Raw genomic sequence first — 23,759 nt, forward strand, 5'->3', positions numbered from 1 at the left:
CGCCCGCCGGCCATCGGGCCGGACAGGGTGGGGGCGAAGCTGCTTCGGCGGCCGGCGCGGGATTGCCGGAGCGTTGATGCGGCGGCTCCCGGCTGTCGCGTGCCGCGCTTTGTCCATGGATGCGGCTTTTTCGCTGTCGCGCGGGACTTTTCCGCCCATGCACGGGGCTTTTCAGGTGTCGCGTGAGGCTTTTTTGCCCATGCACGGGACTTTTTGGGTATCGCACGGGACTTTTCAGGTATCGCGTGAGGCTTTTTGGGTCATCGATGGGACTTTTTCGGTATCGCGTGGCGCTTTTTGCGCCATCGATGGGACTTTTTTGCCCATCGGCGGGACTTTTTCTGACTCACGCGAGGGGCTTTCCGACTCAGGCGCAGGAAACGCCGCCAGCGCCGCTGCCCGCCGCGACATCGTCATCCCCTCCCGATCCATCAACCGCCCGCATCCGGCGCGGAAACCGCGGGTTCAGCGGCCCAGCACGCCCGCCAGCACGGTGGCCGTGGCGAACATCGCCCACTCCAGCGGGGTATAGGTCATCTGCGCCAGCAGCCAGGCAAAGCCCGCGCCCATCAGCGGAATGCCTTCCCACGGCGGCAAGCCCATTTCGATGCCGACCCGGGAGGCCACCGTCCACCAGATCGCCAGCACGATGCCGAGCGCGGTGCCGGCGGCGGCCCACAGCCCGCGTGCGATGCCGCGTGGCAGCTTGGCCAGCCGCACCACCAGCCACATGTCGGCGGCCACCAGGAAGGCGAAGCCGTTGAGCGGCCGGCCCAGGTACAGCGCGATCAGCACCCAGGCCGCGGCGATGCCGGCGGCGGCCACCAGCAGCCAGGGCAGGAACAGCAGATGGGTGCGGAGGGAAGGGCGGCCGGGCGCGCCGTGGCGGGGGGTGACGGACATGGCGGGGGCTGACATGGGTCAGACAGCATAGCGGGTGGGGCGGCGTACAATGCCGCATCCGATTTGCGCGCCGCCATGTACTCCCGCAACAGTGAACCCGTGCGCTTCGAGCGCGACTGCCCCGTTGTCCTGGTCCCCTCCGGCGAAGCCGTGACCATGCCGGCCGGCAGCATCGGCTACATCACCCAGTCGCTCGGCGGCAGTTTCACGGTGTTCGTGGAAGGCAACCTGATGCGCATCGCCGGGGTGGACGCCGATGCCATCGGCAAGGAACCGCCCACGCCGATCGAGCTGCCCGAAGGCGCCGGCGACGAAGACGTGGAGAAGCTGGTCTGGCAGCAGCTGCGGACCTGCTTCGACCCGGAAATCCCGATCAACGTGGTCGACCTGGGCCTGGTCTACGAGGCCACGCTGTCGCCGCACCCCGAACGTCCCGGCCAGCGTCGCGTGGATGTGCGGATGACTTTGACCGCCCCCGGCTGCGGCATGGGCGAGATCCTGGTCGCGGACGTGCGCGACAAGCTGGAGATGATCCCGACCATCAGCGAGGCCGATGTCGAGCTGGTCTTCGACCCGCCGTGGAACCGCACCATGATGAGCGAGGCCGCCCGGCTGGAAACCGGCATGTTCTGATTCCGCGCGTCGCGTGCTTAACTCCCTGTTCGCGGCCCGCGCCGTGCATCCCCCTTTTGATGAAGTCGATCCGCACCCACCGCATGCCTGTGATGACCTCCCGCCTGATCGCGCTCGCCACCACGTTGTCGCTGGCCGCCTGTGCCAGCGTGACCCCGCCGCCCGCCGCGCCGGCTCAGCCCGCCACGCCCGCGCCGGCAGCGGCCCCTGCATCGATCACCCCGTTCCCCGGCATCAGCGGCATGGCCCCGATGGCCGATGGCCGCTACCTGATCGTCATCGACACCAAGTCCTATTCCAGCGAGGCGCGCTTCGGCCTGCTGGATGCGGTCGCCAAGGGCGGCAGCCACTTCCAGGCGCTTGAAGTCGATGGCTGGGACAAGCACGGCGGCCTGTCGAATGACTTGGAAGCGGTCTGCGCCCTGTCCGGCCGCCACGACGAATTCCTGGCGCTGGAAAGCAGCTACCGCGATGCCGACTACGGCCGTGTTTTGCACGTGCAGGTGCGCGATGGCCGCGTGCAGCTGAAGAAGGCGCTGGCCCTGCCGCGCGAGCGCAGCAACGGCAAGGACGGCATGGGTTACGAAGGCCTGGCCTGCCGCCCGATCGACGGCGACCGCTACCTGCTGGTGCTCGGCGAGCGCGGCGGTTCCAAGGTGCGTCCGCGCGGCACGCTGCGCTTCGGCACCTTCGACGCCGGCCGCGAAACGCTGGACTGGCAGGCCACCGAGATCGACCTGCACGCGCCCGGCAGCTGGCTGTCGGTGCCGCCGCACCGCGACATCGCCGACCTGTATGCCGATGACGAAGGCGCGCTGTGGGCGGTCGCCGCCTCCGACCCGGACGACTACGGCCCGTTCCGTTCGCTGGTCTGGCTGGTCGGCAAGCTCGATGTCCGCAACCTGGCGCACCCGCTGACCCTGGCCCCGGTCAAGGAACCGCGCTGGGTCATCGACGGCTTCAAGGTGGAGGCGGTCTCGGCCCCCGACGCCCGCATCCCGGGCAGCCTGCTGTCGATCGGCAGCGAGGACGAGAAACTCGGCGGCGTCTGGCGCGCGCTGGGGTCCACCAACTGAGTTGAACGCGGCGGCCTTCGGGCCGCTTCCGCTATCCGGGGGGCGCCCGGCTCAGAGCCCTTCGAAGCGGTTGGCGTCCACGTTCTTGCGGACCTTGGCCGGGTCCCAGATGCGCCCGTTCATGGCGATGTAGGCGCCGGCCGGCAGCGACTGCACCGCGCCGACCGCACAGCCGATGTTGAACTCCGCATCACTGCCTTCGAAACGCGCGGGGTTGAGCGCGCCGGTCAGCACGATGGTTTTGCCCGGCACCTGCGCCAGCACCTTGGCGGTCTCCACCATGGAATCGGTGCCGTGGGTGACCAGCACGCAGCGCTCGGCCTGCGCGGCGATGGTGGCGCGCATCAGCTCGCGGTCGCCGTCGTCGATGAACAGCGAGTCCTTGCGCAGCAGCGGGATGACGTGGAAGCGGAAGGCCACGCCCAGCTCGCCGAGGATCTTGCCGATCTGCGGATCGCCGACCTGGTAGTCCGACTTGGCATCGAAATACACCTTGTCGATGGTGCCGCCGGTGGTGACGATGAGCAGGTCTTCCATTGCGCTGTCCACGGTTGCGATGCGGGGATTTTAAGCCGAAGCGTCCTTGCGGCCGAAGCGGGCCTTCATGCCGCTCCAGCTGGACGCGCCCACGATCACCAGCGACAGCGCGGTGATGCCGAGCGCGAAGGCGCGGCCGGTGCCGGTGAGGGTCCAGGCTTCCATCACCCCGTAGGAGAACCAGCCCAGCGCGAACACGGCGGCCCAGAACGCGGCGGCGCCGATGCGCAGCCACAGCGCCACGGCCAGCATCAGCGGCGGCAGGGCGGTGAACAGCTGCACGCCCAGCTGCGCGCGGAAGCCCCAGGCGAACAGCGCGGCCAACAGCAGCAGCGCGATGGCGAGCAGGCGATGGCTGCGGCTCATGCGGCGAGCTTCCGGGCCAGCGTGGCCAGCCGGCGGCCGAAGGCGCGGGCGAGTTCGGCTTCGTCGTCGCTCAGGGTGGCGTCGTCCTGTGCGCCGGCGACGTGGCTGGGCCCATAGGGCGTGCCGCCGCCGCGCGTGCTGGAGAGCAGCGGCTCGCTGTAGGGAATGCCGGTGATCACGCAGCCGTGGTGCAGCAGCGGCACCATCATCGAGAGCAGGGTGGATTCCTGGCCGCCGTGCATGGTGGCGGTGGAAGTGAACACGCCGGCCGGCTTGCCGATCAGCGTGCCGCTGGCCCATTCGCCGCCGAGGCCGTCGAGGAAATGCTTGACCGGCGCGGCCATGTTGCCGAACCGCGTCGGGCTGCCGAGCGCGAGTCCGGCGCATTCGCGCAGGTCGGCGTGGCTGACGTAGGGGGCGCCGGTCTCCGGCACGGGCGGCATCGCCACCTCGGTCTGCGGGGCGACCGGCGGCACCGTGCGGATGCGCGCCGACATGCCTTCGACCTCGCCGATGCCGCGCGCGATCTGCCGCGCCAATGCCGCCACCGAACCACCACGGCTGTAGTAGAGCACCAGGATTTCCGGCATCGAACTGCCCTGCGTCAAAAGGCCGACAGTGTATGCGCTGGGCCCGGCTGTTAGGCTGTTGGCATGACTGCATTGCCCCTGCACCAGCGCGTGATCGGCCATGTGATGGAGCGTGTGCGCGACCGCGCGCGGATGCTGACCTTCGCCCGTTTCGTGGGTCGCCGCTTCCTCGACGACCGCCTGTTCGAGGCCGCCGGCGCGCTGGCCTACACCACCGCCTTCGCCGTGGTGCCGCTGTCGTTCGTGGTGTTCGGGGTACTGTCGGCCTTCCCCGGTTTCGACCGCTGGACCGATGCGCTGGGCGACTACATCTTCAACAACTTCGTGCCGCGCGCGGCCGAGGCGGTGAAGACCTACCTGCTGCCCAACCGCGAGACCAAGCTGCAGATGACGACCGCCGGCGTGATCGCGCTGATCGTCTCGCTGCTGGTCACGCTGACCAGCGTGGAATCCATCTTCAACCGCATCTGGCGGGTGCCGACCGCGCGACCCAAGTTCAGCCGCTTCCTCGTGTACTGGACGGTGATGACGCTCGGCGCGCTCCTGGCGGCGACCAGCCTGGCGCTGTCCACCCGGCTGTTCGCGCTGGCGATCTTCGAGACCACCGCCGGGCGCTGGCTGGAACAGCTGATGCTGCGCGGCACGCCGGTGCTGATCGAAGTGGCCTGCTTCACCCTGCTGTACCGGGTGGTGCCGCACCGGACCATCAAATGGCGGCACGCCTTCGCCGGGGCGATCCTGGCCGCGCTCGCCTTCGATCTGATCAAGTGGGCGCTGGGCTTCTACTTCGGCCATTCCGAGACCTACAAGAACCTGTACGGCGCACTGGCGCTGGCGCCGATCTTCCTGCTGTGGATCTACCTGGGCTGGGCCTCGGTGCTGCTGGGGGCCTCGTTCGCGGCCAGCCTGTCGGCGTTCCGCTACCAGCCGGTGTCGATGCGGTTGCCGCTCGGCTACGAGATGTACGGCCTGCTGCGGATGCTGGGCCGGCTGCAGGTGGCGCGCCGGCATGGGCGCGGCCTGCACGTGGACGAGATCCAGCGGATGGAGCCGATGCTGACCGATGCGCTGGTGCAGCAGTTCCTCTGCCAGCTGGACGCGATCGACCTGGTGGCGCGCGCCGAATCCGGCGAGTGGCTGCTCTCGCGCGACCTGGACCAGATCACCCTCGGCGAGCTGTACGAGGCCTGCCACCTGCGCATCCCGATCAGCGAGGCGCACCTGCCCTGCCGCGACGACGCGCTGGGCGGCCATGTCTCCGGCGTCATCGACGAGCTGCGCATCCCGCTGCGCGACCTGCTCAAGCGCAAGGTCAGCAGCATCTACGACGAACTGCCGAACGAGAGCCTGCCTTGAACCTGTCCCGCCTGATGTTGCCGCTGTTGCTGCTCGCCACCGTCACCGCCTGCAAGCCGGCGGGCGAAGCGGAGACCGATGCCGCATCGAAACCCGCCACCACCCCCGCAACCACGCCCACACCCTCGGCGACCAAGCCGGCCGAGATCGGCGAGGTACCGAAGCTCGCCGTCACCACGCTCGACGGCAAGACCTTCGACCTGGCCGAACAACGCGACCAGTGGGTGGTGGTGAACTACTGGGCGACCTGGTGCGGCCCGTGCCTGGAGGAGATGCCGGAGCTGTCCGCGCTCGATGCGATGCGCGAGCACATCACGGTGATCGGGCTGGCCTACGAGGACATCGGCGCCGACGAACTGCGCGCCTTCCTGGCCAAGCAGCCGGTGGTCTATCCGATCGCCATCATCGACGTGACCGCGCCGCCGGCCTCTTTCGAAGCCCCGCGCGGGTTGCCGCTGACCTTCCTGATCGCGCCCGACGGCAAGCTGGCCGCCGAGTTCATGGGCCCGGTCAACGCGAAGATCCTCGAAGACGCCATCGCCAAGGCCGGTGGCCCTAAGCCCGGCGCGGCGAAGGCCGGCGCAGCACATGGTGGAACAGCGCCCACGTGACGATGAAGGTCAGCGCCAGCGAGCCCCAGACCCAGGGCCACATCCGCGCCAGCATCTCCGGCTGACCGGCGAATTCCGGGTAGTAGCGGCCCTGCAGCAGCATCAGGCCGTGCGGTACGAAGATGGTGATGATCGGCGTGGGCATCGGCGCGGCCAGTGCGGTGAAGACGGCGGCGAGCAAGGGCGGCCAGCCCGGGCGGCGATCACCGCGACGCCGCAACCGATGCAGCATCCACCCCGCCAGCGCGATGGCCGGGGACGCCAGCAACGCCCACAGCGCGAGCAGCAGGGGCGCCAGCAGCATCCACATCAAGGGCATGAAGCGTAGGCTCAGCCGGCGAACGGCTTGAACGGCTTGATCGGCTTGACCACGCCGTAGCGTTCCTTCTTCGGCTTGGTGTCGAGTGGCGGCAGCTGCGGCGGCGGCTCGTCCACGTGGGTATCCGGCAGGCGGTCCAGCAGGTCGCGGATCAGGGTGAGCCGGCCGGTTTTCTGGTCGTTGAAATCGACCAGCGTCCACGGCGCGACATCGGTATGCGTGGCCTTGAGCATGGCCTCGCGGGCGGCGGTGTAGTCGCCGTAGAGCTCGCGCGCCTTGAGGTCGATGGGCGAGAGCTTCCAGCCCTTGAGCGGGTCCTCGCAGCGTTCGGCGAAGCGCTTTTCCTGCTGTTCCTGGTCGCAGCACAGCCAGTACTTGAACAGCAGGATGCCGTCATCGACCAGCTGCCGCTCGAACACCGGCGCCTGCTGCAGGAAGGCCTTGACCTGCGCCGCGCTGGCGAAGCCCATGACCTTCTCCACGCCGGCGCGGTTGTACCAGCTGCGGTCGAACAGGACGATCTCGCCCGCGGCCGGCAGGTGCGCGGCATAGCGCTGGAAGTACCACTGGCTGGCTTCGCGCTCGGTCGGCTTGGGCAGGGCGACCACCCGGCATTGACGCGGGTTGAGATGCTCGCTGATCGCCTTGATCGCGCCGCCCTTGCCGGCGGTGTCGCGGCCTTCCATCAACACCAGGATGCGTTGGCCCCTGGCCTGCGCCCACTGCGCCATGCGGGTGAGTTCGACCTGCATCGGTTCCAGCAGGCCTTCGTATTCCTTGCGCTTGAGTTTCGACATGCGGGTCCCGGCGTCAGGTCAGGGGGATGGAATACCACTGGGTGTCGTCTTCGCGCCAGCCGGCGGCGCGGTAGAGCGCGCGCGCGGCCTCGTTGCGGCGGCCGGTCTCCAGCTGCACGCGGCTGGCGCCGTCGTCGCGGGCGTGTTCGATGGCGTGGTTGAGCAGCGCCTTCGCGGCACCGAGGCGGCGCTGTTCCGGGCTGACGTAGAGATCGTTGAGCACCCAGATCCGCGAGGTCTGCACCGAGGAATACATCGGATACAGCTGGGCGAAGCCGATCGCGTGGCCTTCGCGCTCGGCCAGCAGCACCACCGATTCGTTGGCGCCGATCCGCGCGCGCAGCCAGTTGCGGGCGCGCCTGAGGTCGCTGGGCTGGTCGTAGAACTGGCGGTAGGCGTCGAACAGCGGCACGAGCGCATCGACATCCTCGATCTCGGCCTGGCGTACCCGGGTCTTCATGCGCGCCCCCAGCGGCGTGACGGGCGGCTAGCTCAGCACAGCCGGCGTTGCGGAATCGTTACGCGGCGCGGCTCAGGGCGCGTCGGTCAGGCGGGCCAGCGCATCGGCCTGCGCTTCGCGGGCCAGGCGCTCGATCAGCGCGTCCAGCTGGCCTTCCAGCACGTTCGGCAGGTCGTAGAGCGTCAGGCCTTCGACCCGGTGGTCGGTGATCCGGCCCTGCGGGAAGTTGTAGGTGCGGATGCGCTGGCTGCGATCGCCCGAGCCCACCTGCAGTTTGCGGTCGGCGGCCTGCGCGGCCTCGCGGCGCTCGACCTCGGCTTCCACCAGCATCGCCTTCAGCCGGCGCATCGCCTTGTCGCGGTTGGCGTGCTGGCTGCGCTCGGTCTGGTTCTCCACCACCACGCCGGTCGGCACATGGGTGATGCGGATGGCGGATTCGGTCTTGTTGACGTGCTGGCCGCCGGCGCCGCTGGAGCGGAAGGTGTCGATGCGGAGATCGGCGGGGTTGATCTCGATGTCGATGTCGCCGGCTTCCTCGGCGATGATCGCCACCGTCGCCGCCGAGGTGTGGATGCGGCCCTGCGATTCGGTCTCCGGCACGCGCTGCACGCGATGGGTGCCGGATTCGAACTTCAGCCTGGAATACGCGCCGTCGCCTTCGACCCGGGCGACGATCTCGCGGAAGCCGCCGTGCTCGCCGGGGTTGGCCGATTCCACTTCCACCTTCCAGCCCATCCGCTCGGCATAGCGCGCGTACATGCGGAACAGGTCGCCGGCGAAGATCGCCGCCTCGTCGCCGCCGGTGCCGGCGCGGACTTCCAGATACAGGCCGGCATCGTCGCGGGCGTCGCGCGGCACCAGATGCGCCATCAGCTCGGCTTCCAGTCCGGCGATGCGGGTTTCGGCGGCGGCGATTTCCTCGTCCGCCATCTCGGCGAACTCGGGGTCGGCGCGCAGTTCGATGGCCGATGCGAGATCGGCGCGGGCCTGGGTTTCCTCGCCCAGTGCGCGGGCCACCGGCTCCAGCCGGGCGAACTCGCGCGAGTGCTTGCGGAAGACGTTCTGGTCGCCGATCACCGACGGGTCGGAGAGCAGGCGTTCCAGTTCGTCGCGGCGCTCGGCCAGGGCTTCAAGCTTGCGGCGGAGCGTCGGTTGCATCGGTGTCTTCGTGGTCGGCCGGGGCCGGGAACAGCCGCTCGGTGGCGCGGGCCAGCTCGGCGTCGCCGCGCGCGGCGGCATCGCGCAGCGCCACGGTGGGCGCGTGCAGCAGGCGGTTGGTCAGGGTGTGGGCCAAAAGGTCGAGCGCGGCCTGCGGGTCGGCGCCGGATTGCAGCAGGCGCTGGGCCTTGCGCATGGCTTCGGCGCGGGCGGCATCGCCGTGCTGGCGCAGGCGGCGCAGCGGGGCGTCGTTGCGGAGTAGGGCGACGCGCTCCATGAAGCGCTCGGCGTGCAGCGTGGCGATGGCTTCGGCTTCCTCGGCGGCTTCGCGGCGGCTGCGGCGGTTGTCCTCCACCGCGCGTTCCAGATCGTCCACGGTGTAGAGGAAGACGTCGCGCAGCTCGGCCACGGCGGACTCGATGTCGCGCGGCACCGCCAGGTCCAGCAGCAGCATCGGGCGATGGCGGCGGGTCTTCAACGCCTCGGCCACCTGCGTGCGCAGCAGGACCGGCTCGCGGGCGGCGGTGGCGGAGAACACGATGTCGGCCTCGGCCAGGTGGCGGTCCAGGTCGGCCAGCGGCAGCGCGAAACCGCCGTGCCGGCTGGCAATCTCCTGCGCGTGGGCCAGCGTGCGGTTGGCGATCAGCAGCCGCTTCACCCTGCCTTCGGACAGGTGCTTGGCGGTGAGTTCGATGGTCTCGCCGGCGCCGACCAGCAGCACGGTGGAGTCCTCCAGCCGCGCGAAGGTGTCCTGCGCCAGCCGCACCGCGGTGGACGCCACCGATACCGGGTGCTGGCCGATGCGGGTGTGCGTGCGGGCGTGCTTGGCGGTGCCGAAGGCCTGCTGGAACAGCCGGTCCAGCTGGCTGCCGAGCGTGCCGGCGCCGCGTGCGGCGGCCCAGGCGTCCTTGACCTGGCCGAGAATCTGCGGCTCGCCCAGCACCAGCGAATCCAGCCCGGCGGCGACGCGGAACAGATGGCGCACGGCTTCGGCATCGCGGTGTCAGTAGAGGTAGGCGTCGAGCGCCATCGCCTCGTCGGGATGCGTGGCCAGCCAGTCGCGCAGCACCGTGCCGTCGCCCTCGGCGATCGCGTAGATCTCGGTGCGGTTGCAGGTGGAAAGGATCGCCGCCTCCTGCACGCCCGGCATCGCCCGCAACGCGGCGAGCGCGTCGGGCAGTGCGCCGGCATCGAACGCCAGACGCTCGCGCAATGACACCGGCGCGGTCTGGTGGTTGACGCCCAGGGCGTGGAAGGTGGGCCGGGTCGGCATGTTCAGGGGCGAGCGATTAAGCTGGCGGCGATTTCCGTGACCGCGCATTTTACGCCCCCGACCATGCCCGACCGCCATCGCCGCCGCCTGTCCGCCGTCATGTTGTCGATGCTGCTTGCCGGCGTGCCCGCGCTGGCGGTGGCGAAGACGCCTCCGGCGCCCGCCGGCAACGTCGCGCTGGAGCCGATGCTGGCCGGCGAATTCGCCCTGCAGGCCGGCAAGCTCGGCGAGGCCGCGAAGCACTATCTGGAGGCCGCGCGCCGCAGTGGCGACATCGGTCTGGCCGAACGTGCCACCCGCATCGCCCTGCTCGCCAACGACGATGCCGCCGCCTCCGATGCGCTGGCGCTCTGGAAGCGCGGCGGCGAGCCGTCGATGGCGCTGTCGGCCTCCGAAGCCACGCTGGCCCTGCGCCGCGGCCAGCAGGACGTGGCCGTGCGCGCGCTGGACCACCTGCTGCGCGACAAGGACCCGCGCGGCTGGCGCTATGCGCTGATCGCGCTCTCGGCCGGCGGCAAAGACACCCGCGCCACCGGCGCCGTGCTGCAGCGCCTGCGCCAGGCCGATGCCCTGCCCAAGGACATGGAGGCGCAGCTCGCGTTTGCCGGCCTCGGCCAGCGCCTGCAACAGCCGGCGTTGGTGGATGCGCTGGTCGGCGACATCGTCAAGGCCCATCCGGGCGAACCGCGCGTGCAACTGCTGCAGGCCAGCCTGGCCCGCGAAGCCGGTGACCTGGATGGCGCGCGCCGCCTGCTGGACGCGCTCCGCGCCCGCATCGACACCATGCCGCAGATGCGGCTGGCACTGGCCGGCGAATACGAAGCCCTGGGCGATGCGGCCACCAGCGCCGCCGTGCTGGCGGGCGGCCCGCAGAACACCCAGACCCGCGCCCTGCGCGCGGCGATGCTCTCGCAGGCCAAGGACGATCCTTCGCTGGAGAAGCTCTACAAGGAGCTGGAAGCCGAAGGTGCCGACATCCGCGAACCGCGCCAGCAGCTGCTGCTCGGCCAGGTGGCGGAAACGCTGAAGAAATACGACGACGCCCTGCGCTGGTACGACGCCATCGCCGGTGGGCCGTTGCGCGATGTCGCCCGCCTGCGCCGCGCCAGCACCCTGCACGCGATGGGCCGCAAGGATGAAAGCTTCGCCGCGCTGCGTGCCCTGCAGAACGACGACGAAGTGGAAGGCGAAGTCACCCGTGACGCCTATCTCGCCGAAGCCGAGTTGCGCCGCAAGGACGGCGACGAGAAGGGCGAGTTCGACGCCTACGCGCGTGGCCTGGCCGCGATGCCGGACGAACTCTCTCCATCCTCTATTCGCGTGCGCTGGCGTGGGAGCGGGTGGACAGGATCGACCGCGCCGAAGCCGACCTGCGCAAGCTGCTGGTCGTCGAGCCGGACAACGTGGCCGCGCTCAACGCGCTCGGCTACACGCTGGCCGACCGCACCACGCGCTATCGCGAGGCACTGGAACTGATCGACCGCGCGCGCGTGGCCGATCCCGGCAACGCCGCGATCATCGACAGTCATGGCTGGGTGCTGTTCCGGCTGGGCCGCAACGAGGAGGCGCTGGTCCAGCTCAAGCGCGCCTTCGCGCTCAACCGGGATGCGGAAGTGGCCGCCCACGTCGCCCAGGTGCTGTGGACGCTGGGCCGCAAGGACGAGGCGCGCAAGTACTTCGACGAAGCCCGCCGCATCGACCCCGAACACCGTGCGCTGAAGCGCGCGCTGGAAGAGACCGGAGCCGGACAATGACGAAGCTGCATCCCACCTTTCCGCTCTGGCCGTGGCCGGCGCCCTGCTGCTGGCCGGTTGCGCCGGGCAGGCGGTCAAGCCGGGCCTGCCGGCCGGTGCGCGGGTCTGTGACGCGCGCGACACCGATGCGGGGTGCCAGACCCGTATCGCGGCGATCAATGCCGGCATGGCCGCCCAGCTTGCCAGCGCCGCCGCCGGTGATCCGGGTGCGACGTGGACGATGCAGGGCAGGGCCGCGATCAGCACCGGCAAGCAGAGCGGCAATGCGCGCATCGAATGGCAGCAGCAGGCGCTCGACGGCTACAACGTCACCCTGAGTGCGCCGGTGACCCGCCAGAGCTGGCAGCTGGAAGTCGATGGCGCGACGGCCACGCTCCGTGGTCTTGAAGGCGGCCCGCGCACCAGCCCCGACGCGGCGTTGTTGCTGCGCGAAGCGACCGGCTGGGACATCCCGGTGGCGTCGATGGCGTGGTGGCTGCGTGGCTGGCCGGCGCGGGGCAATGCGCCCAGCCGCTATGTCTTCGGTCCGGCGGGTGCGCTGATCGGCGTCGAGCAGGATGGCTGGCGGATCGATTTCACCCGCGCCGCCGCCGATGCGCTGCCCACCCGCATCAATGCCGAGCGCGGCGAGAGCCGGGTCCGCCTCGTCATCGACCAGTGGGGCGATGCGACGGGTGGCTGAGGCGGTTCCGACCGGCGCCTTCCCCGAGTCCGAGGGCTGGAGCGCGTGGCCGGCCCCGGCCAAGCTCAATCTTTTCCTGCAGATCACCGGCCGCCGCGCCGATGGCTACCACCTGCTGCAGACGGTGTTCCGGCTGCTGGACTGGGGCGATGTGATCCGCCTGCGGGTCCGGGATGACGGCGCGATCCGCCGCGTCGGTGAGTCGGTGGCCGGCGTCGCCGAAGCCGATGACCTGGTGGTCCGTGCGGCGAAATTGCTGCAATCGGAAGCCAACATCGGCCAAGGTGTCGACATCGCGGTGGAAAAATCGATTCCGGCCGGTGGCGGCTTCGGCGGGGGCTCGTCCGATGCCGCCACCGTGCTGGTCGCGCTGAACCGGCTGTGGGGGCTGGATTGGCCGATGCAGCGGCTGGCCGCGCTCGGGCTGGCGCTGGGCGCCGACGTGCCGGTCTTCGTGCATGGCCGCAATGCCTGGGCCGAGGGCGTGGGCGAAGTCATCACCCCCATCGCGCTGTCGCCGGCGTGGTACGTGCTGGCCTTGCCGGGCGTGCATGCGGCCACCGCCGGGCTCTTCCAAGCCGATGATTTGACGCGGGATTCCGCGCCCGCGACAATAGCCGACTTCCTTTCAGGGTCGTGCTCGGGCAATGCGTTCGAGCCGGTGCTGCGCAGGCGTGAAAAGGCGGTCGACGCCGTGTTTTCCGCCCTGTCGGCCATCGGCACGCCGCGTCTGACCGGCAGCGGCAGCGGCTGTTTCGTCGAATTCGCCTCGCGCGATGACGCCGAAGCCGCGCTGCGGCGACTGCCTGCGCAACTGGACGCGCGGGTTGTTTCGGGGGTGGCGGCATCGCCATTGCTGGACGCACTGCAGGGGCGGGACTGAGGCCACATCCTCATGCCCCGTGGAAACAACAGGGGCGTCGCCAAGTGGTTAAGGCACCAGGTTTTGATCCTGGCATGCGTAGGTTCGAATCCTTCCGCCCCTGCCAACCTTCCCATCCACCGCACGGTCAGAACTGAAGCGGAGTTCCCACATGCAGGACGAGCGCAATCTGCTGGTTTTTTCCGGCAACGCCAACCGCGCGCTGGCCAAGTCCGTCTGCGACGAGTTGGGCATCCGCATGGGCAAGGCGTTGGTCGGGCGCTTCTCCGACGGCGAGGTGCAGGTCGAGATCGAAGAGAACGTGCGCGGCCAGGATGTCTTCGTCATCCAGCCGACCTGCGCGCCTTCGGCGGAGAACCTGTTCGAGCTGCTGGTGCTGATCGACGCGCTGAAGCGCGCCTCGGCCAACAAGGTCACCGCGGTGGTGCCGTACTTCGGCTACGCCCGCCAGGACCGCCGCCCGCGTTCGGCGCGCGTGCCGATCACCGCCAAGGTCGCGGCCAGCATGTTCACCGCGGTCAAGGCCGACCGCGTGCTGACGCTGGACCTGCACGCCGACCAGATCCAGGGCTTCTTCGACATCCCGGTGGACAACGTGTACGCGTCGCCGCTGCTGCTGGCCGACATCTGGCGCGCCTACGGCACCGACAACCTGATCGTGGTCTCGCCGGACGTCGGCGGCGTGGTCCGCGCGCGCGCCATCGCCAAGCGCCTGGACGACGCCGACCTCGCCATCATCGACAAGCGCCGCCCCAAGGCGAACGTCGCCACCGTGATGAACATCATCGGTGACGTGGCCGGCAAGGACTGCGTGCTGGTCGATGACATCGTCGATACCGCCGGCACGCTGTGCGCTGCCGCCGCCGCGCTCAAGCAGCACGGCGCGTCCAAGGTGGCCGCCTACATCACCCACCCGGTGCTGTCGGGCGCGGCCATCGACAATATCACCAGGTCGGCGCTGGACGAGCTGGTCGTCACCGACACCATCCCGCTGTCCGAAGCGGCCAAGGCCTGCGGCAAGATCCGCCAGCTTTCGGTCGCCGAACTGCTGGCCGAAACCATCCGCCGCATCGCCTTCGGCGAGTCGGTGAGCTCGCTCTACGTCGACTGACGCCGGGCGCGCACCCCATTCGCGGCATCCGCCGCGAGCACGGCTTCCCTGGTCGCGGGGAAGTCACACCACCGCAGCGATGCGGTTTTCATCAATGAAAGTGAGTAGAGAAATGGCTAACAACGAACACAAACTGACGGCATACGGCCGCAAGGACGAGGGGAAGGGTGCGAGCCGCCGCCTGCGTCGTGCGGGCCGCCTGCCGGCCGTGGTCTACGGCGGTGGCGCCGATCCGGTGAGCATCGAGCTTGAGCAGGAACCCACCTGGCTGGCGCAGCAGAACGACTGGTTCTATTCCTCGATCATCAACCTGTCGGTGGACGGCAAGGTGCAGCAGGTCCTGCTGCGCGACATGCAGCGCCATCCGTACAAGCAGATCATCATGCACCTGGACTTCCAGCGCGTTAAGGCGGGCGAGAAGATCCACGTCAACGTGCCGCTGCACTTCGTCAACATCGACGAATCGCCGGCCGGCAAGGCCGCCGACGTGTCGGTGACCAGCGAGCTGAACGACCTCGCCATCGTCTGCCTGCCGAAGGACCTGCCGGAGTTCATCGAAATCGACCTCGGCAAGATCGAGGCCGGTGACACCGTGCACCTGTCCGACGTCAAGCTGCCGAAGGGCGTGGAACTGGCCCACCCGGTCAGCGACGAGCACAACCCGGCCGTGGCCGTGGCGCGCTTCGTCAAGGAAGAGGTCGAGGAAGCCCCGGTCGCCGACGAAGGTGCTGAAGCTGCTGCCGACCAGGCCGAAGCCGCGCCGGAAGGCGAGGGCGAAGGCGAGGCCAAGGGCGAGTAATCGCCCCGGATGGGCGGGGTGGCCGATGTGGCCGCTTCGCCCTTCCAGCCGATGCACGCACTGCGCCTCATCGTCGGGCTGGGCAACCCCGGACCCGAACACGCGAAGACCCGCCACAACGCGGGTTTTCGTTTTGTGGATGAACTCGCGGCGAAGGCCGTCGAGCGCTGGCGCGTGGAATCCAAGCTGTTCGGCGAGGTCGCACGGGTGTCGATCGGCGGCCGCGATGTCTGGCTGCTCAAGCCGGCCACCTTCATGAACCTGTCGGGCAAGTCGGTGACGGCCGCGCTGCGGTTCTGGAAGATCGAGCCGGAAGAGATGCTGATCGCCCACGACGAACTGGACCTGCCGCCCGGCGTGGCGCGGCTCAAATTCGATGGCGGCCACGGCGGCCAGAACGGCCTGCGCGACACCATGAAGCTGCTCGGCCACGGCAAGTTCGGCCGGCTGCGGGTCGGCATCGGCCACCCCGGCCACAAGGACCGCGTGACCGGCTGGGTGCTGGGCCGCGCGAACGCGGAAGACGACGTGCTGATCGCACGCGCCATCGACGATGCAATCGCGGCGCTGCCGCTGATCGCCGACAACAATTTCAACGAGGCGCAGAAGCGCCTCAACACGAATCCCTGATCCAGGGCGAATGATTCACACCGCTGCCCACGGGCGGCGAACGGAGCGACACATGGCCATCCAATGCGGCATCGTGGGCCTGCCGAACGTCGGCAAATCCACGCTTTTCAACGCGCTCACCAAGGCCGGCATCGCCGCCGCCAACTTCCCCTTCTGCACCATCGAGCCGAACGTCGGCGTGGTGCCGGTGCCGGACCCGCGCCTCGCTGCGCTGTCGGAAATCGTCAAGCCGGAGAAGGTGATCCCGACCGCCGTCGAATTCGTCGACATCGCCGGCCTCGTCGCCGGCGCGGCCAAGGGCGAAGGCCTCGGCAACAAGTTTCTGGCGCACATCCGCGAGGTGGACGCCATCGCGCACGTCGTGCGCTGCTTCGAGAACGCCGATGTCATCCACGTCAACAACAAGGTCGACCCGATCGCCGACATCGAGACCATCGACACCGAACTGGCGCTGGCCGATCTGGAATCGGTGGAGAAGGCGCTGCAGCGCGCCGAACGCAGCGCCAAGAGCGGCGACAAGGAAGCGAAGGCGAAGGCCGAAGTGCTGGGCCGCGTGCGCGCGGGGCTGGATGAAGGCAAGCCGGTGCGTGCGCTGGGCCTGTCCGATGACGACAAGGTCGCGATCCGCGACCTGTTCCTGCTGACCAGCAAGCCGGTGATGTACGTCGCCAACGTGCTGGAGGACGGCTTCGAGAACAACCCGCACCTCGACGCCGTGCGTGCCCGCGCCGAAGCCGAAGGCTCGCAGGTGGTGCCGGTGTCCGCCGCCATCGAGGAAGAACTCTCGCAGCTCGAAGACGAGGACCGTGACACCTTCCTCGCCGATCTCGGCCTGGACGAGCCCGGCTTGAACCGCGTGATCCGCGCGGCCTATGCGCTGCTCGGCCTGCAGACCTACTTCACCGCCGGCGTCAAGGAAGTGCGCGCGTGGACGGTCAGGAAGGGCGCCACCGCGCCGCAGGCCGCGGGCGTCATCCATACCGATTTCGAGAAGGGCTTCATCCGCGCCGAAACCATGGCCTACGACGACTTCATCAAGTACAAGGGCGAAGCCGGCTGCAAGGAAGCCGGTCGCTTGCGCCTGGAAGGCAAGGAATACCGCGTGGCCGAAGGCGACGTACTGCATTTCCGCTTTAACGTCTGATTTTCCACGGGTGTGCGGGATGTCGAAGGCCGGTGCTCACGCGCCGGCCTTTCGCTTTCCTACAATCGGGGTTTTCCGGCTGGAGTCATCAGGATGCGCAGTCTCATCGCCCTCGGCGTATTCGCTGCCCTGTTCGCCGCGCCCTCCGCGCAGGCCGCCGAACCCGTGGCGAACGGCGCCAGGCCGGTGCTGGTCATCCATGGCGGGGCCGGCGTCATCCGCCGCGGCATGTCGCCCGATGACGAGGCCGGCGTGCGGGCCGCGCTGGAAACCGCGCTGCGTCGCGGCCATGCCGAGCTGCAGGCCGGCAAGCCCGCGCTGGATGCGGTGACCGCCGCGATCACCGTGCTGGAGGACAGTCCCTACTTCAACGCCGGCAAGGGAGCGGTGTTCACCCACGAAGGCCGCAACGAGCTGGATGCCTCGATCATGGACGGCGCCACCCGGCGTGCCGGCGCGGTCGCCGGCGTGCAGACCGTGCGCAACCCGATCCTGCTGGCCCGTGCGGTCATGGAGAAATCGCCGCACGTGATGCTAGTCGGGCGCGGCGCGGAGGCCTTCGCGCGCGGGCAGGGCTTCAAGCCGGTGCCGCCGTCCTACTTCCGCACCGAAAAGCGCTGGAACCAGCTCCAGAAGGCGCTGCGCCCCACGCCGAAGCAGGCATCCAGCGAACCCGAATACCTCAAATACACCGGCACCGTCGGCGCCGTGGCGCTGGATGCGGGTGGCCGCCTGGCCGCCGGCACCTCCACCGGCGGCATGAGCAACAAGCGCTGGAACCGGGTCGGTGACAGCCCGGTCATCGGCGCCGGTACCTGGGCCGATGCGGGTTGTGCCTTCTCCGGCACCGGCTGGGGTGAGTTCTACATCCGCAGTGCCGCCGCCCGCACCGTTTGTGCCCGGGTCGAATTCCTGAAGGAGTCGGCGGCGACGGCCGCGGCGGCGGTGGTGAACGGTGAAATCCCGCGTCTGGGTGGCGATGGCGGGGCCATCGTGATGACCGCCAACGGCGATTTCGCCTTCCCGTTCAATACCGAAGGCATGTACCGTGGCTGGATCGATGCCGCCGGCCAGCCGCATGTCGCGCTGTACGCCGATGAGGCCCTGGAGGGCGATGTCGTGGCCCTGAAGTCCGGGGCGGGGGCGACCCCGCCGCACTGAATGCGATTGATGCATTCAGGACGTTGACATGCCCGGAAACGGCCTGCAGAATAACGGGCTGTTTCACCGCCTGACGGTTTCGGCGGAGGGATACCCAAGCGGCCAACGGGGGCAGACTGTAAATCTGCTGGCTCACGCCTTCGGTGGTTCGAATCCACCTCCCTCCACCATCAAGCAGTCAAGCGGCGAACGGCTTCCCGGTGCGGGAGTAGTTCAATGGTAGAACTGTAGCCTTCCAAGCTACTAGTGCGGGTTCGATTCCCGTCTCCCGCTCCACTGAACGCCGCCCCTTGAAGCAGTAGAAGTTCCGCTCACGTAGCTCAGTCGGTAGAGCACCTCCTTGGTAAGGAGGAGGTCGATGGTTCGATTCCATTCGTGAGCACCATTTCAAGTACCACCACCGCAATCCAGAACCGAGAAAAATCATGGCAAAGGGCAAGTTCGAGCGCACCAAGCCCCACGTGAACGTGGGCACGATTGGTCACGTTGACCACGGCAAGACCACGCTGACCGCAGCGCTGACGAAGGTGGGCGCCGAGCGTTTCGGTGGTGAATTCAAGGATTACTCGTCGATCGACGCGGCGCCGGAAGAGAAGGCGCGCGGCATCACGATCTCGACGGCGCACGTCGAGTATGAAAGCCCGACGCGCCACTACGCGCACGTCGATTGCCCGGGTCACGCCGACTACGTGAAGAACATGATCACGGGTGCCGCGCAGATGGACGGCGCGATCCTGGTGTGCTCGGCCGCCGACGGTCCGATGCCGCAGACCCGCGAACACATCCTGCTGTCGCGCCAGGTCGGCGTGCCGCACATCGTGGTGTTCCTGAACAAGGCCGACATGGTCGACGACGCCGAGCTGCTCGAGCTGGTCGAGATGGAAGTCCGTGAACTGCTGTCGAAGTACGACTTCCCGGGCGACGACACCCCGATCATCCACGGCTCGGCCCGTCTGGCGCTGGAAGGCGACCAGAGCGAAATCGGCGTGCCGGCGATCCTGAAGCTGGTCGAAGCCCTCGACACCTTCATCCCGGAGCCGGAGCGTGATATCGACAAGCCGTTCCTGATGCCGGTGGAAGACGTGTTCTCGATCTCGGGCCGCGGCACCGTGGTGACCGGCCGTATCGAGCGCGGCGTGATCAAGGTGGGCGAGGAAATCGAAATCGTCGGTATCCGCCCGACCCAGAAGACGACCGTCACCGGCGTTGAAATGTTCCGCAAGCTGCTGGACCAGGGTCAGGCAGGCGACAACGCCGGTCTGCTGCTGCGCGGCACCAAGCGTGACGACGTCGAGCGCGGCCAGGTGCTGTGCAAGCCGGGTTCGATCAACCCGCACACCGACTTCGAAGCCGAGGTGTATGTGCTGTCGAAGGACGAAGGCGGCCGTCACACGCCGTTCTTCAAGGGCTACCGTCCGCAGTTCTACTTCCGCACGACCGACATCACGGGTGCGGTGACCCTGCCGGAAGGCGTGGAGATGGTCATGCCGGGCGACAACATCAAGATGACGGTCAGCCTGATCAACCCGGTGGCGATGGACGAAGGCCTGCGCTTCGCGATCCGCGAAGGCGGCCGTACGGTCGGCGCCGGCGTGGTGGCGAAGATCATCAAGTAAGACGATCCATCGAGCCCTCTTCCGGCAACGGGAGAGGGTCGGATCAGGGCAGGGCGGCGCGAGCCGCCGTCGCCTTTTTCGGAAAACCCGATTCGTCGGGCCATTTCAATCCGTACGCCAGTAGCTCAATTGGCAGAGCAGCGGTCTCCAAAACCGCAGGTTGGGGGTTCGAGTCCCTCCTGGCGTGCCATCCGGCCCTGGCGGTCGGGGCACAGGAATCAAGCGACCCGTGAACAGCAGGACCGTTCCAGCCAAGCGCACCACCTCCGGTGGTGACATCGCCAAATTCGTGATCGCCGGCCTGCTGGTGGCGGGCGGCGTGTTCGCGTTCTACTGGTTCCAGGGCGAGTGGGCCACCTGGATGCGCGTGGCGGCGGTGATCGGCGGTCTGGTGCTGGGCGCCGTGGCCTTCATGACCTCGAGCAAGGGCCCGCAGCTGCGCGAGTTCTTCTCCGAGACCCGTTTCGAGCTGCGCAAGGTGGTCTGGCCGACGCGCCAGGAAACCATGCGCACCACCTGGATCGTGATGCTGGTGGTGGTGATCATCAGCCTGCTGCTGGGCGGCTTCGATCTGGTGATCTCGTCGCTGACCAAGCTGCTGTGGCGGTGATGCCGATGCAGGAAGAAGGAAACATCGTGGAAGCGAGTTCGACCGAAAACCAGATCGACAACAAGCGCTGGTACGTGGTGCATGCCTATTCGGGCTTCGAGAAGTCCGTGGCGCAGGCGCTGCGTGACCGCATCGCGCGGATGGAGATGCAGGACCGCTTCGGCGACGTGATCGTGCCGACCGAGGAAGTGGTGGAGATGCGCGCCGGCCAGAAACGCCGCAGCGAGCGCAAGTTCTTTCCGGGCTACGTGCTGGTGCAGATCGTGACCCACGACGAAGCCGGCATCCCGCGCATCGACAACGAGTCCTGGCATCTCATCAAGGAGACGCCGCGGGTGATGGGCTTCATCGGCGGCACCGCCGACAAGCCGTTGCCGATCACCGACCGCGAGGCCGACACCATCCTGCAGCGCGTCCAGGACGGCGTCGAGAAGCCGCGTCCGAAGGTGCTGTTCGAGCCGGGCGAGATGGTGCGCGTCACCGACGGCCCGTTCAACGACTTCAACGGCGTGGTCGAGGAAGTCAACTACGAGAAGAGCCGCGTCCGCGTGGCGGTGCTCATCTTCGGTCGCTCCACCCCGGTGGAGCTGGAATTCGGCCAGGTCGAGAAGGCCTGACCAACAAGCGGAAGCCCGCGCCATCCGGCAACGGCTTCCTGATTCAACCAGACGGGGAGTCCCGCAGCCGCGAGGCGTGCAGACGTCGGTACCCGAGGAGAAAACATCGTGGCAAAGAAAGTTGTTGGCTACATCAAGCTGCAGGTGAAGGCCGGTCAGGCCAACCCCTCGCCGCCGGTCGGTCCGGCCCTGGGCCAGCGCGGCCTGAACATCATGGAATTCTGCAAGGCGTTCAACGCCGCCACGCAGAAGCTGGAACCGGGCCTGCCGATTCCGACCGTGATCACCGCCTATTCCGACCGCACCTTCACCTTCATCACCAAGACGCCGCCGGCGACCATCCTGCTGAAGAAGGCCGTGGGCATCCAGTCCGGCTCCAAGCGTCCGAACACCGAGAAGGTGGGCAAGGTCACGCGCGCGCAGCTGGAAGAAATCGCGAAGGCGAAAGAACCCGATCTGACCGCGGCCGATCTGGACGCAGCAGTGAAGACCATCGCGGGCAGCGCCCGTTCGATGGGCCTGACGGTGGAGGGCTGAGATCATGGCACTGAGCAAGCGAAACAAGGCAATCGCCGCCGCCGTCGAAGCGGGCAAGGCCTACGCCATCGACGATGCGCTGAAGATCGTCAAGGACAACAGCAAGACCAAGTTCGTCGAAGCCGTGGACGTCGCCGTCCGCCTGGGCGTCGATGCGCGCAAGTCGGACCAGCAGGTGCGCGGCTCCACCGTGCTGCCGCAGGGCACCGGCAAGAGCGTGCGCGTCGCGGTGTTCGTGCCGGCCGGCGCGAAGGCGGACGAGGCGCTGGCCGCCGGCGCCGATGCCGTTGGCATGGACGACCTGGCCGAGAAGATGCAGGCCGGCGACCTGAACTACGACGTGGTCATCGCCACCCCGGACGCGATGCGCGTCGTCGGCAAGCTCGGCACCGTGCTCGGTCCGCGCGGCCTGATGCCGAACCCGAAGGTCGGCACCGTCTCCCCGAACCCGGGCGAAGCGGTGAAGAATGCCAAGGGCGGCCAGGTGCGCTACCGCACCGACAAGGCCGGCATCATCCACTGCACCATCGGCAAGGCCGACTTCGACGCCGACAAGCTGAAGGAAAACCTGACCGCGCTGCTGCTGGACCTGGTCAAGGCCAAGCCGGCCACCGCCAAGGGCACCTACCTGCAGAAGATCTCGATCAGCTCGACCATGGGTCCGGGCGTCACGGTCGACCAGTCCTCGCTGGCCCTGAAGTAAGCGATACCGCGCCGCGCATCCGCGCGGTGCATCGCCCGGTCCGCCGGGCAGTTTCTTGTTCGATGGCAGCGCATCGCCATCGACGATTTTGAAGGCGCCACGTCGTGCAAGCGACGCGGAGCCATCAAAGACCGCAGGCGCGGTCGGCGCACACCGACGACGGGCACGGAAGCTCGGCATGGCAGGGAATCGCCGTCGATGGAAGCGGGGCTGCTTAATCAAGCTCGCAAGAGCCACCTGCGCAGATGGTCGCCCTTCTGGAAGTTTCCACGGGTTGTTGTTGCCCCGGTTCAGAAGCGCACCACGGGATGGTTGTCATCCCCGGTACCACGGAAGGTATCGCCAAGTCCCGCCAGTCGCTGGAGCGGCCGGTGGAAATCCCAACAGGAGTGCTTATGGCTCTGAATCTGAACCAAAAGAAAGACGTCGTTGCCGAAGTGGCGGAAATCGCCGGCAAGGCGCACTCCCTGATCGCAGCCGAATACGCAGGCACCACGGTCGAACAGATGACCGCGATGCGCAAGAAGGCCCGCGAAACCGGCGTGTACTTGAAAGTCGTCAAGAACACGCTGGCCGCGCGCGCCGTGGAAGGCACCGATTTCGCAGTCGCCCAAGACTCGATGGTCGGTCCCCTTCTGTATGCGTTCTCGACCGAGGAGCCCGGCGCCGCCGGTCGCCTGATCAAGGAGTTCGCCAAGGGCAACGACAAGCTGCAACCGAAACTGGTGGTGGTCGAAGGCCAGCAATACGGCCCGGCGCATGTCGAAGTGTTGGCCTCGCTGCCGACGCTCGAGCAGGCGCTCGGCATGCTGGCACGCGTCCTGGCCGAGCCGGCGACGATGTTCGCCCGCGTGGTCAAGGCCGTGGCCGACCAGCAGGGGGGTGGCGAAGCCGCCGCTGCACCTGCCGAAGGCGAAGCCCAGGCCGAACCGGCCTGATCGCCCGACAGTTTCGAATCCAACCCATAACAAACTACTAGAGGTAATCCCATGTCTCTCACCAACGAACAGATCGTCGACGCGATCGCCACCAAGTCGCTGATGGAAGTGATGGAGCTGGTCAAGGCCATCGAAGAGAAGTTCGGCGTCACCGCCGCCGCCCCGGTCATGGTTGCCGGCCCGGCCGCCGCCGCTGGCCCGGTCGAAGAGCAGACCGAGTTCAACGTCATCCTGAAGGCTGCCGGCGACAAGAAGGTCGAGGTCATCAAGGCCGTGCGTGCCATCACCGGCCTGGGCCTGAAGGAAGCCAAGGACCTGGTCGAAGGCGCTCCGCAGACCGTGAAGGAAGGCGCTTCGAAGGAAGACGCCGAGAAGATGAAGAAGGATCTGGAAGCCGCTGGCGCCCAGGTCGAACTGAAGTAAGTGCTGCAGCCTCGCCGCGAGACATCGGCGAGGACCTGAGGCTGGGGGCGGAAGCCCCCGGCCTTTGGCCGT

General features: G+C 68.1%; 27 protein-coding genes, 5 tRNA genes and 2 pseudogenes. 24 read left to right on the forward strand and 10 right to left on the reverse strand.

Going from position 1 to position 23,759, the window contains the following annotated elements:
- Positions 1–234: 234 nt before the first annotated feature.
- A complete protein-coding gene (locus DCD74_RS12440) occupies positions 235–411 on the reverse strand; it encodes a hypothetical protein (RefSeq protein WP_217424268.1) in 177 nt (58 codons plus the stop codon).
- A 54-nt stretch (positions 412–465) separates the two neighbouring features.
- Entirely contained in the window at positions 466–903 is a 438-nt protein-coding gene (locus DCD74_RS01335; protein ID WP_112925737.1) for a hypothetical protein, read from the reverse strand.
- A gap of 75 nt (positions 904–978) precedes the next feature.
- On the opposite strand from DCD74_RS01335, the gene sufT reads away from it, so the two are divergent.
- The gene (sufT, locus tag DCD74_RS01340; protein WP_112925738.1) at positions 979–1,536 is read left to right on the forward strand and encodes a putative Fe-S cluster assembly protein SufT; all 558 of its coding nucleotides are present in this window, start codon (positions 979–981) and stop codon (positions 1,534–1,536) included.
- Positions 1,537–1,628: 92 nt separating this feature from the next.
- Positions 1,629–2,612, forward strand: coding sequence for an esterase-like activity of phytase family protein (locus DCD74_RS01345; RefSeq protein ID WP_162615827.1), 984 nt, complete (start codon positions 1,629–1,631; stop codon positions 2,610–2,612).
- Between the two features lie 51 nt (positions 2,613–2,663).
- Here the strand turns inward: DCD74_RS01345 and DCD74_RS01350 are convergent, their stop codons facing one another.
- The 3 genes from DCD74_RS01350 to wrbA are packed head-to-tail and all read right to left on the reverse strand — an operon-like array spanning position 2,664 to position 4,105.
- Positions 2,664–3,149 carry an asparaginase domain-containing protein gene (locus DCD74_RS01350; protein WP_112925740.1) on the reverse strand — a complete coding sequence of 162 codons (486 nt, stop codon included), beginning with the start codon at positions 3,147–3,149 and terminating at the stop codon, positions 2,664–2,666.
- A gap of 30 nt (positions 3,150–3,179) precedes the next feature.
- Positions 3,180–3,515: a DUF2069 domain-containing protein gene (locus DCD74_RS01355; RefSeq protein ID WP_112925741.1), complete on the reverse strand. Its 336-nt coding sequence runs from the start codon at positions 3,513–3,515 to the stop codon at positions 3,180–3,182.
- A complete protein-coding gene (gene wrbA / locus DCD74_RS01360) occupies positions 3,512–4,105 on the reverse strand; it encodes an NAD(P)H:quinone oxidoreductase (protein WP_112925742.1) in 594 nt (197 codons plus the stop codon). Before wrbA ends, DCD74_RS01355 begins: the two co-directional genes overlap by 4 nt.
- Before the next feature lie 63 nt (positions 4,106–4,168).
- Between wrbA and DCD74_RS01365 the strand changes: the two genes are divergently transcribed.
- Both DCD74_RS01365 and DCD74_RS01370 read left to right on the forward strand, forming a co-directional pair.
- A complete protein-coding gene (locus tag DCD74_RS01365; RefSeq protein WP_237049634.1) occupies positions 4,169–5,461 on the forward strand; it encodes a YihY family inner membrane protein in 1,293 nt (430 codons plus the stop codon).
- 14 nt (positions 5,462–5,475) lie between these two features.
- A complete protein-coding gene (locus DCD74_RS01370; RefSeq protein WP_112925743.1) occupies positions 5,476–6,072 on the forward strand; it encodes a TlpA family protein disulfide reductase in 597 nt (198 codons plus the stop codon).
- On the opposite strand, the gene DCD74_RS01375 is transcribed toward DCD74_RS01370, so the two are convergent.
- From DCD74_RS01375 to hemA, 5 genes and pseudogenes are all read right to left on the reverse strand, one after another.
- The gene (locus DCD74_RS01375) at positions 6,017–6,391 is read right to left on the reverse strand and encodes a hypothetical protein (RefSeq protein WP_217424269.1); all 375 of its coding nucleotides are present in this window, start codon (positions 6,389–6,391) and stop codon (positions 6,017–6,019) included. The genes DCD74_RS01370 and DCD74_RS01375 overlap by 56 nt on opposite strands.
- 11 nt (positions 6,392–6,402) lie before the next feature.
- Entirely contained in the window at positions 6,403–7,188 is a 786-nt protein-coding gene (gene ppk2 / locus DCD74_RS01380) for a polyphosphate kinase 2 (protein ID WP_112925745.1), read from the reverse strand.
- A gap of 13 nt (positions 7,189–7,201) precedes the next feature.
- A complete protein-coding gene (locus DCD74_RS01385) occupies positions 7,202–7,648 on the reverse strand; it encodes a GNAT family N-acetyltransferase (RefSeq protein WP_112925746.1) in 447 nt (148 codons plus the stop codon).
- A gap of 72 nt (positions 7,649–7,720) precedes the next feature.
- Positions 7,721–8,806: a peptide chain release factor 1 gene (gene prfA / locus DCD74_RS01390; protein WP_112925747.1), complete on the reverse strand. Its 1,086-nt coding sequence runs from the start codon at positions 8,804–8,806 to the stop codon at positions 7,721–7,723.
- Positions 8,778–10,079, reverse strand: a pseudogene (gene hemA / locus DCD74_RS01395) (glutamyl-tRNA reductase). The gene prfA and the pseudogene hemA overlap by 29 nt, the downstream one beginning before the upstream one ends.
- Positions 10,080–10,142: 63 nt before the next feature.
- Here hemA and DCD74_RS01400 point away from each other — a divergent pair.
- The 20 genes and pseudogenes from DCD74_RS01400 to rplL all read left to right on the forward strand — a co-directional run bounded on the left by DCD74_RS01400 (position 10,143) and on the right by rplL (position 23,687).
- Positions 10,143–11,833: pseudogene (locus tag DCD74_RS01400) on the forward strand (tetratricopeptide repeat protein).
- Between the two features lie 31 nt (positions 11,834–11,864).
- Complete coding sequence (lolB, locus tag DCD74_RS01405) at positions 11,865–12,515, forward strand: lipoprotein insertase outer membrane protein LolB (protein WP_112925748.1); 651 nt, start codon at positions 11,865–11,867, stop codon at positions 12,513–12,515.
- Positions 12,499–13,398, forward strand: coding sequence for a 4-(cytidine 5'-diphospho)-2-C-methyl-D-erythritol kinase (gene ispE, locus DCD74_RS01410; RefSeq protein ID WP_112925749.1), 900 nt, complete (start codon positions 12,499–12,501; stop codon positions 13,396–13,398). Before lolB ends, ispE begins: the two co-directional genes overlap by 17 nt.
- A gap of 30 nt (positions 13,399–13,428) precedes the next feature.
- Positions 13,429–13,504: transfer RNA gene (locus tag DCD74_RS01415), tRNA-Gln, on the forward strand.
- Between the two features lie 45 nt (positions 13,505–13,549).
- Positions 13,550–14,509, forward strand: a complete 960-nt coding sequence (locus DCD74_RS01420; protein ID WP_112925750.1) for a ribose-phosphate diphosphokinase — start codon at positions 13,550–13,552, stop codon at positions 14,507–14,509.
- A gap of 112 nt (positions 14,510–14,621) precedes the next feature.
- Positions 14,622–15,308 (forward strand): 50S ribosomal protein L25/general stress protein Ctc, encoded by a 687-nt coding sequence (locus DCD74_RS01425; RefSeq protein WP_112925751.1) that lies wholly within the window; start codon positions 14,622–14,624, stop codon positions 15,306–15,308.
- A 51-nt stretch (positions 15,309–15,359) separates the two neighbouring features.
- Entirely contained in the window at positions 15,360–15,938 is a 579-nt protein-coding gene (gene pth, locus DCD74_RS01430; protein ID WP_112927606.1) for an aminoacyl-tRNA hydrolase, read from the forward strand.
- A gap of 52 nt (positions 15,939–15,990) precedes the next feature.
- Positions 15,991–17,082: a redox-regulated ATPase YchF gene (gene ychF, locus DCD74_RS01435; protein ID WP_112925752.1), complete on the forward strand. Its 1,092-nt coding sequence runs from the start codon at positions 15,991–15,993 to the stop codon at positions 17,080–17,082.
- Between the two features lie 93 nt (positions 17,083–17,175).
- Complete coding sequence (locus DCD74_RS01440; protein ID WP_112925753.1) at positions 17,176–18,243, forward strand: isoaspartyl peptidase/L-asparaginase family protein; 1,068 nt, start codon at positions 17,176–17,178, stop codon at positions 18,241–18,243.
- 84 nt (positions 18,244–18,327) lie between these two features.
- Positions 18,328–18,413, forward strand: a tRNA-Tyr gene (locus DCD74_RS01445).
- Positions 18,414–18,445: 32 nt separating this feature from the next.
- Positions 18,446–18,519 (forward strand) — tRNA-Gly (locus DCD74_RS01450).
- 33 nt (positions 18,520–18,552) lie between these two features.
- Positions 18,553–18,628 (forward strand) — tRNA-Thr (locus DCD74_RS01455).
- Between the two features lie 40 nt (positions 18,629–18,668).
- Positions 18,669–19,859, forward strand: a complete 1,191-nt coding sequence (gene tuf, locus DCD74_RS01460; RefSeq protein WP_112925754.1) for an elongation factor Tu — start codon at positions 18,669–18,671, stop codon at positions 19,857–19,859.
- 114 nt (positions 19,860–19,973) lie between these two features.
- Positions 19,974–20,049 (forward strand) — tRNA-Trp (locus tag DCD74_RS01465).
- Positions 20,050–20,088: 39 nt separating this feature from the next.
- Complete coding sequence (gene secE, locus DCD74_RS01470; protein WP_112925755.1) at positions 20,089–20,469, forward strand: preprotein translocase subunit SecE; 381 nt, start codon at positions 20,089–20,091, stop codon at positions 20,467–20,469.
- Positions 20,470–20,474: 5 nt separating this feature from the next.
- Positions 20,475–21,086 (forward strand): transcription termination/antitermination protein NusG, encoded by a 612-nt coding sequence (nusG, locus tag DCD74_RS01475; RefSeq protein ID WP_112927607.1) that lies wholly within the window; start codon positions 20,475–20,477, stop codon positions 21,084–21,086.
- Positions 21,087–21,194: 108 nt separating this feature from the next.
- A complete protein-coding gene (gene rplK, locus DCD74_RS01480; protein WP_112925756.1) occupies positions 21,195–21,623 on the forward strand; it encodes a 50S ribosomal protein L11 in 429 nt (142 codons plus the stop codon).
- A 4-nt stretch (positions 21,624–21,627) separates the two neighbouring features.
- Positions 21,628–22,326 (forward strand): 50S ribosomal protein L1, encoded by a 699-nt coding sequence (gene rplA / locus DCD74_RS01485; RefSeq protein ID WP_112925757.1) that lies wholly within the window; start codon positions 21,628–21,630, stop codon positions 22,324–22,326.
- Between the two features lie 395 nt (positions 22,327–22,721).
- The gene (gene rplJ, locus DCD74_RS01490) at positions 22,722–23,264 is read left to right on the forward strand and encodes a 50S ribosomal protein L10 (RefSeq protein ID WP_112925758.1); all 543 of its coding nucleotides are present in this window, start codon (positions 22,722–22,724) and stop codon (positions 23,262–23,264) included.
- A 51-nt stretch (positions 23,265–23,315) separates the two neighbouring features.
- Positions 23,316–23,687, forward strand: a complete 372-nt coding sequence (gene rplL, locus DCD74_RS01495; RefSeq protein WP_112925759.1) for a 50S ribosomal protein L7/L12 — start codon at positions 23,316–23,318, stop codon at positions 23,685–23,687.
- Positions 23,688–23,759 lie beyond the last annotated feature (72 nt).

This window comes from Lysobacter oculi (assembly GCF_003293695.1).
Lineage (GTDB): Bacteria > Pseudomonadota > Gammaproteobacteria > Xanthomonadales > Xanthomonadaceae > Solilutibacter > Solilutibacter oculi.

Coding starts and splice junctions, on each gene's coding strand:
- DCD74_RS12440 (WP_217424268.1), bottom strand. CDS start 411: ATGTCGCGGCGGGCAGCGGCGCTGGCGGCGTTTCCTGCGCCTGAGTCG.
- DCD74_RS01335 (WP_112925737.1), bottom strand. CDS start 903: ATGTCCGTCACCCCCCGCCACGGCGCGCCCGGCCGCCCTTCCCTCCGC.
- sufT (WP_112925738.1), top strand. CDS start 979: ATGTACTCCCGCAACAGTGAACCCGTGCGCTTCGAGCGCGACTGCCCC.
- DCD74_RS01345 (WP_162615827.1), top strand. CDS start 1,629: ATGACCTCCCGCCTGATCGCGCTCGCCACCACGTTGTCGCTGGCCGCC.
- DCD74_RS01350 (WP_112925740.1), bottom strand. CDS start 3,149: ATGGAAGACCTGCTCATCGTCACCACCGGCGGCACCATCGACAAGGTG.
- DCD74_RS01355 (WP_112925741.1), bottom strand. CDS start 3,515: ATGAGCCGCAGCCATCGCCTGCTCGCCATCGCGCTGCTGCTGTTGGCC.
- wrbA (WP_112925742.1), bottom strand. CDS start 4,105: ATGCCGGAAATCCTGGTGCTCTACTACAGCCGTGGTGGTTCGGTGGCG.
- DCD74_RS01365 (WP_237049634.1), top strand. CDS start 4,169: ATGACTGCATTGCCCCTGCACCAGCGCGTGATCGGCCATGTGATGGAG.
- DCD74_RS01370 (WP_112925743.1), top strand. CDS start 5,476: ATGTTGCCGCTGTTGCTGCTCGCCACCGTCACCGCCTGCAAGCCGGCG.
- DCD74_RS01375 (WP_217424269.1), bottom strand. CDS start 6,391: ATGCCCTTGATGTGGATGCTGCTGGCGCCCCTGCTGCTCGCGCTGTGG.
- ppk2 (WP_112925745.1), bottom strand. CDS start 7,188: ATGTCGAAACTCAAGCGCAAGGAATACGAAGGCCTGCTGGAACCGATG.
- DCD74_RS01385 (WP_112925746.1), bottom strand. CDS start 7,648: ATGAAGACCCGGGTACGCCAGGCCGAGATCGAGGATGTCGATGCGCTC.
- prfA (WP_112925747.1), bottom strand. CDS start 8,806: ATGCAACCGACGCTCCGCCGCAAGCTTGAAGCCCTGGCCGAGCGCCGC.
- ispE (WP_112925749.1), top strand. CDS start 12,499: ATGCGACGGGTGGCTGAGGCGGTTCCGACCGGCGCCTTCCCCGAGTCC.
- DCD74_RS01420 (WP_112925750.1), top strand. CDS start 13,550: ATGCAGGACGAGCGCAATCTGCTGGTTTTTTCCGGCAACGCCAACCGC.
- DCD74_RS01425 (WP_112925751.1), top strand. CDS start 14,622: ATGGCTAACAACGAACACAAACTGACGGCATACGGCCGCAAGGACGAG.
- pth (WP_112927606.1), top strand. CDS start 15,360: ATGCACGCACTGCGCCTCATCGTCGGGCTGGGCAACCCCGGACCCGAA.
- ychF (WP_112925752.1), top strand. CDS start 15,991: ATGGCCATCCAATGCGGCATCGTGGGCCTGCCGAACGTCGGCAAATCC.
- DCD74_RS01440 (WP_112925753.1), top strand. CDS start 17,176: ATGCGCAGTCTCATCGCCCTCGGCGTATTCGCTGCCCTGTTCGCCGCG.
- tuf (WP_112925754.1), top strand. CDS start 18,669: ATGGCAAAGGGCAAGTTCGAGCGCACCAAGCCCCACGTGAACGTGGGC.
- nusG (WP_112927607.1), top strand. CDS start 20,475: ATGCAGGAAGAAGGAAACATCGTGGAAGCGAGTTCGACCGAAAACCAG.
- rplA (WP_112925757.1), top strand. CDS start 21,628: ATGGCACTGAGCAAGCGAAACAAGGCAATCGCCGCCGCCGTCGAAGCG.
- rplJ (WP_112925758.1), top strand. CDS start 22,722: ATGGCTCTGAATCTGAACCAAAAGAAAGACGTCGTTGCCGAAGTGGCG.
- rplL (WP_112925759.1), top strand. CDS start 23,316: ATGTCTCTCACCAACGAACAGATCGTCGACGCGATCGCCACCAAGTCG.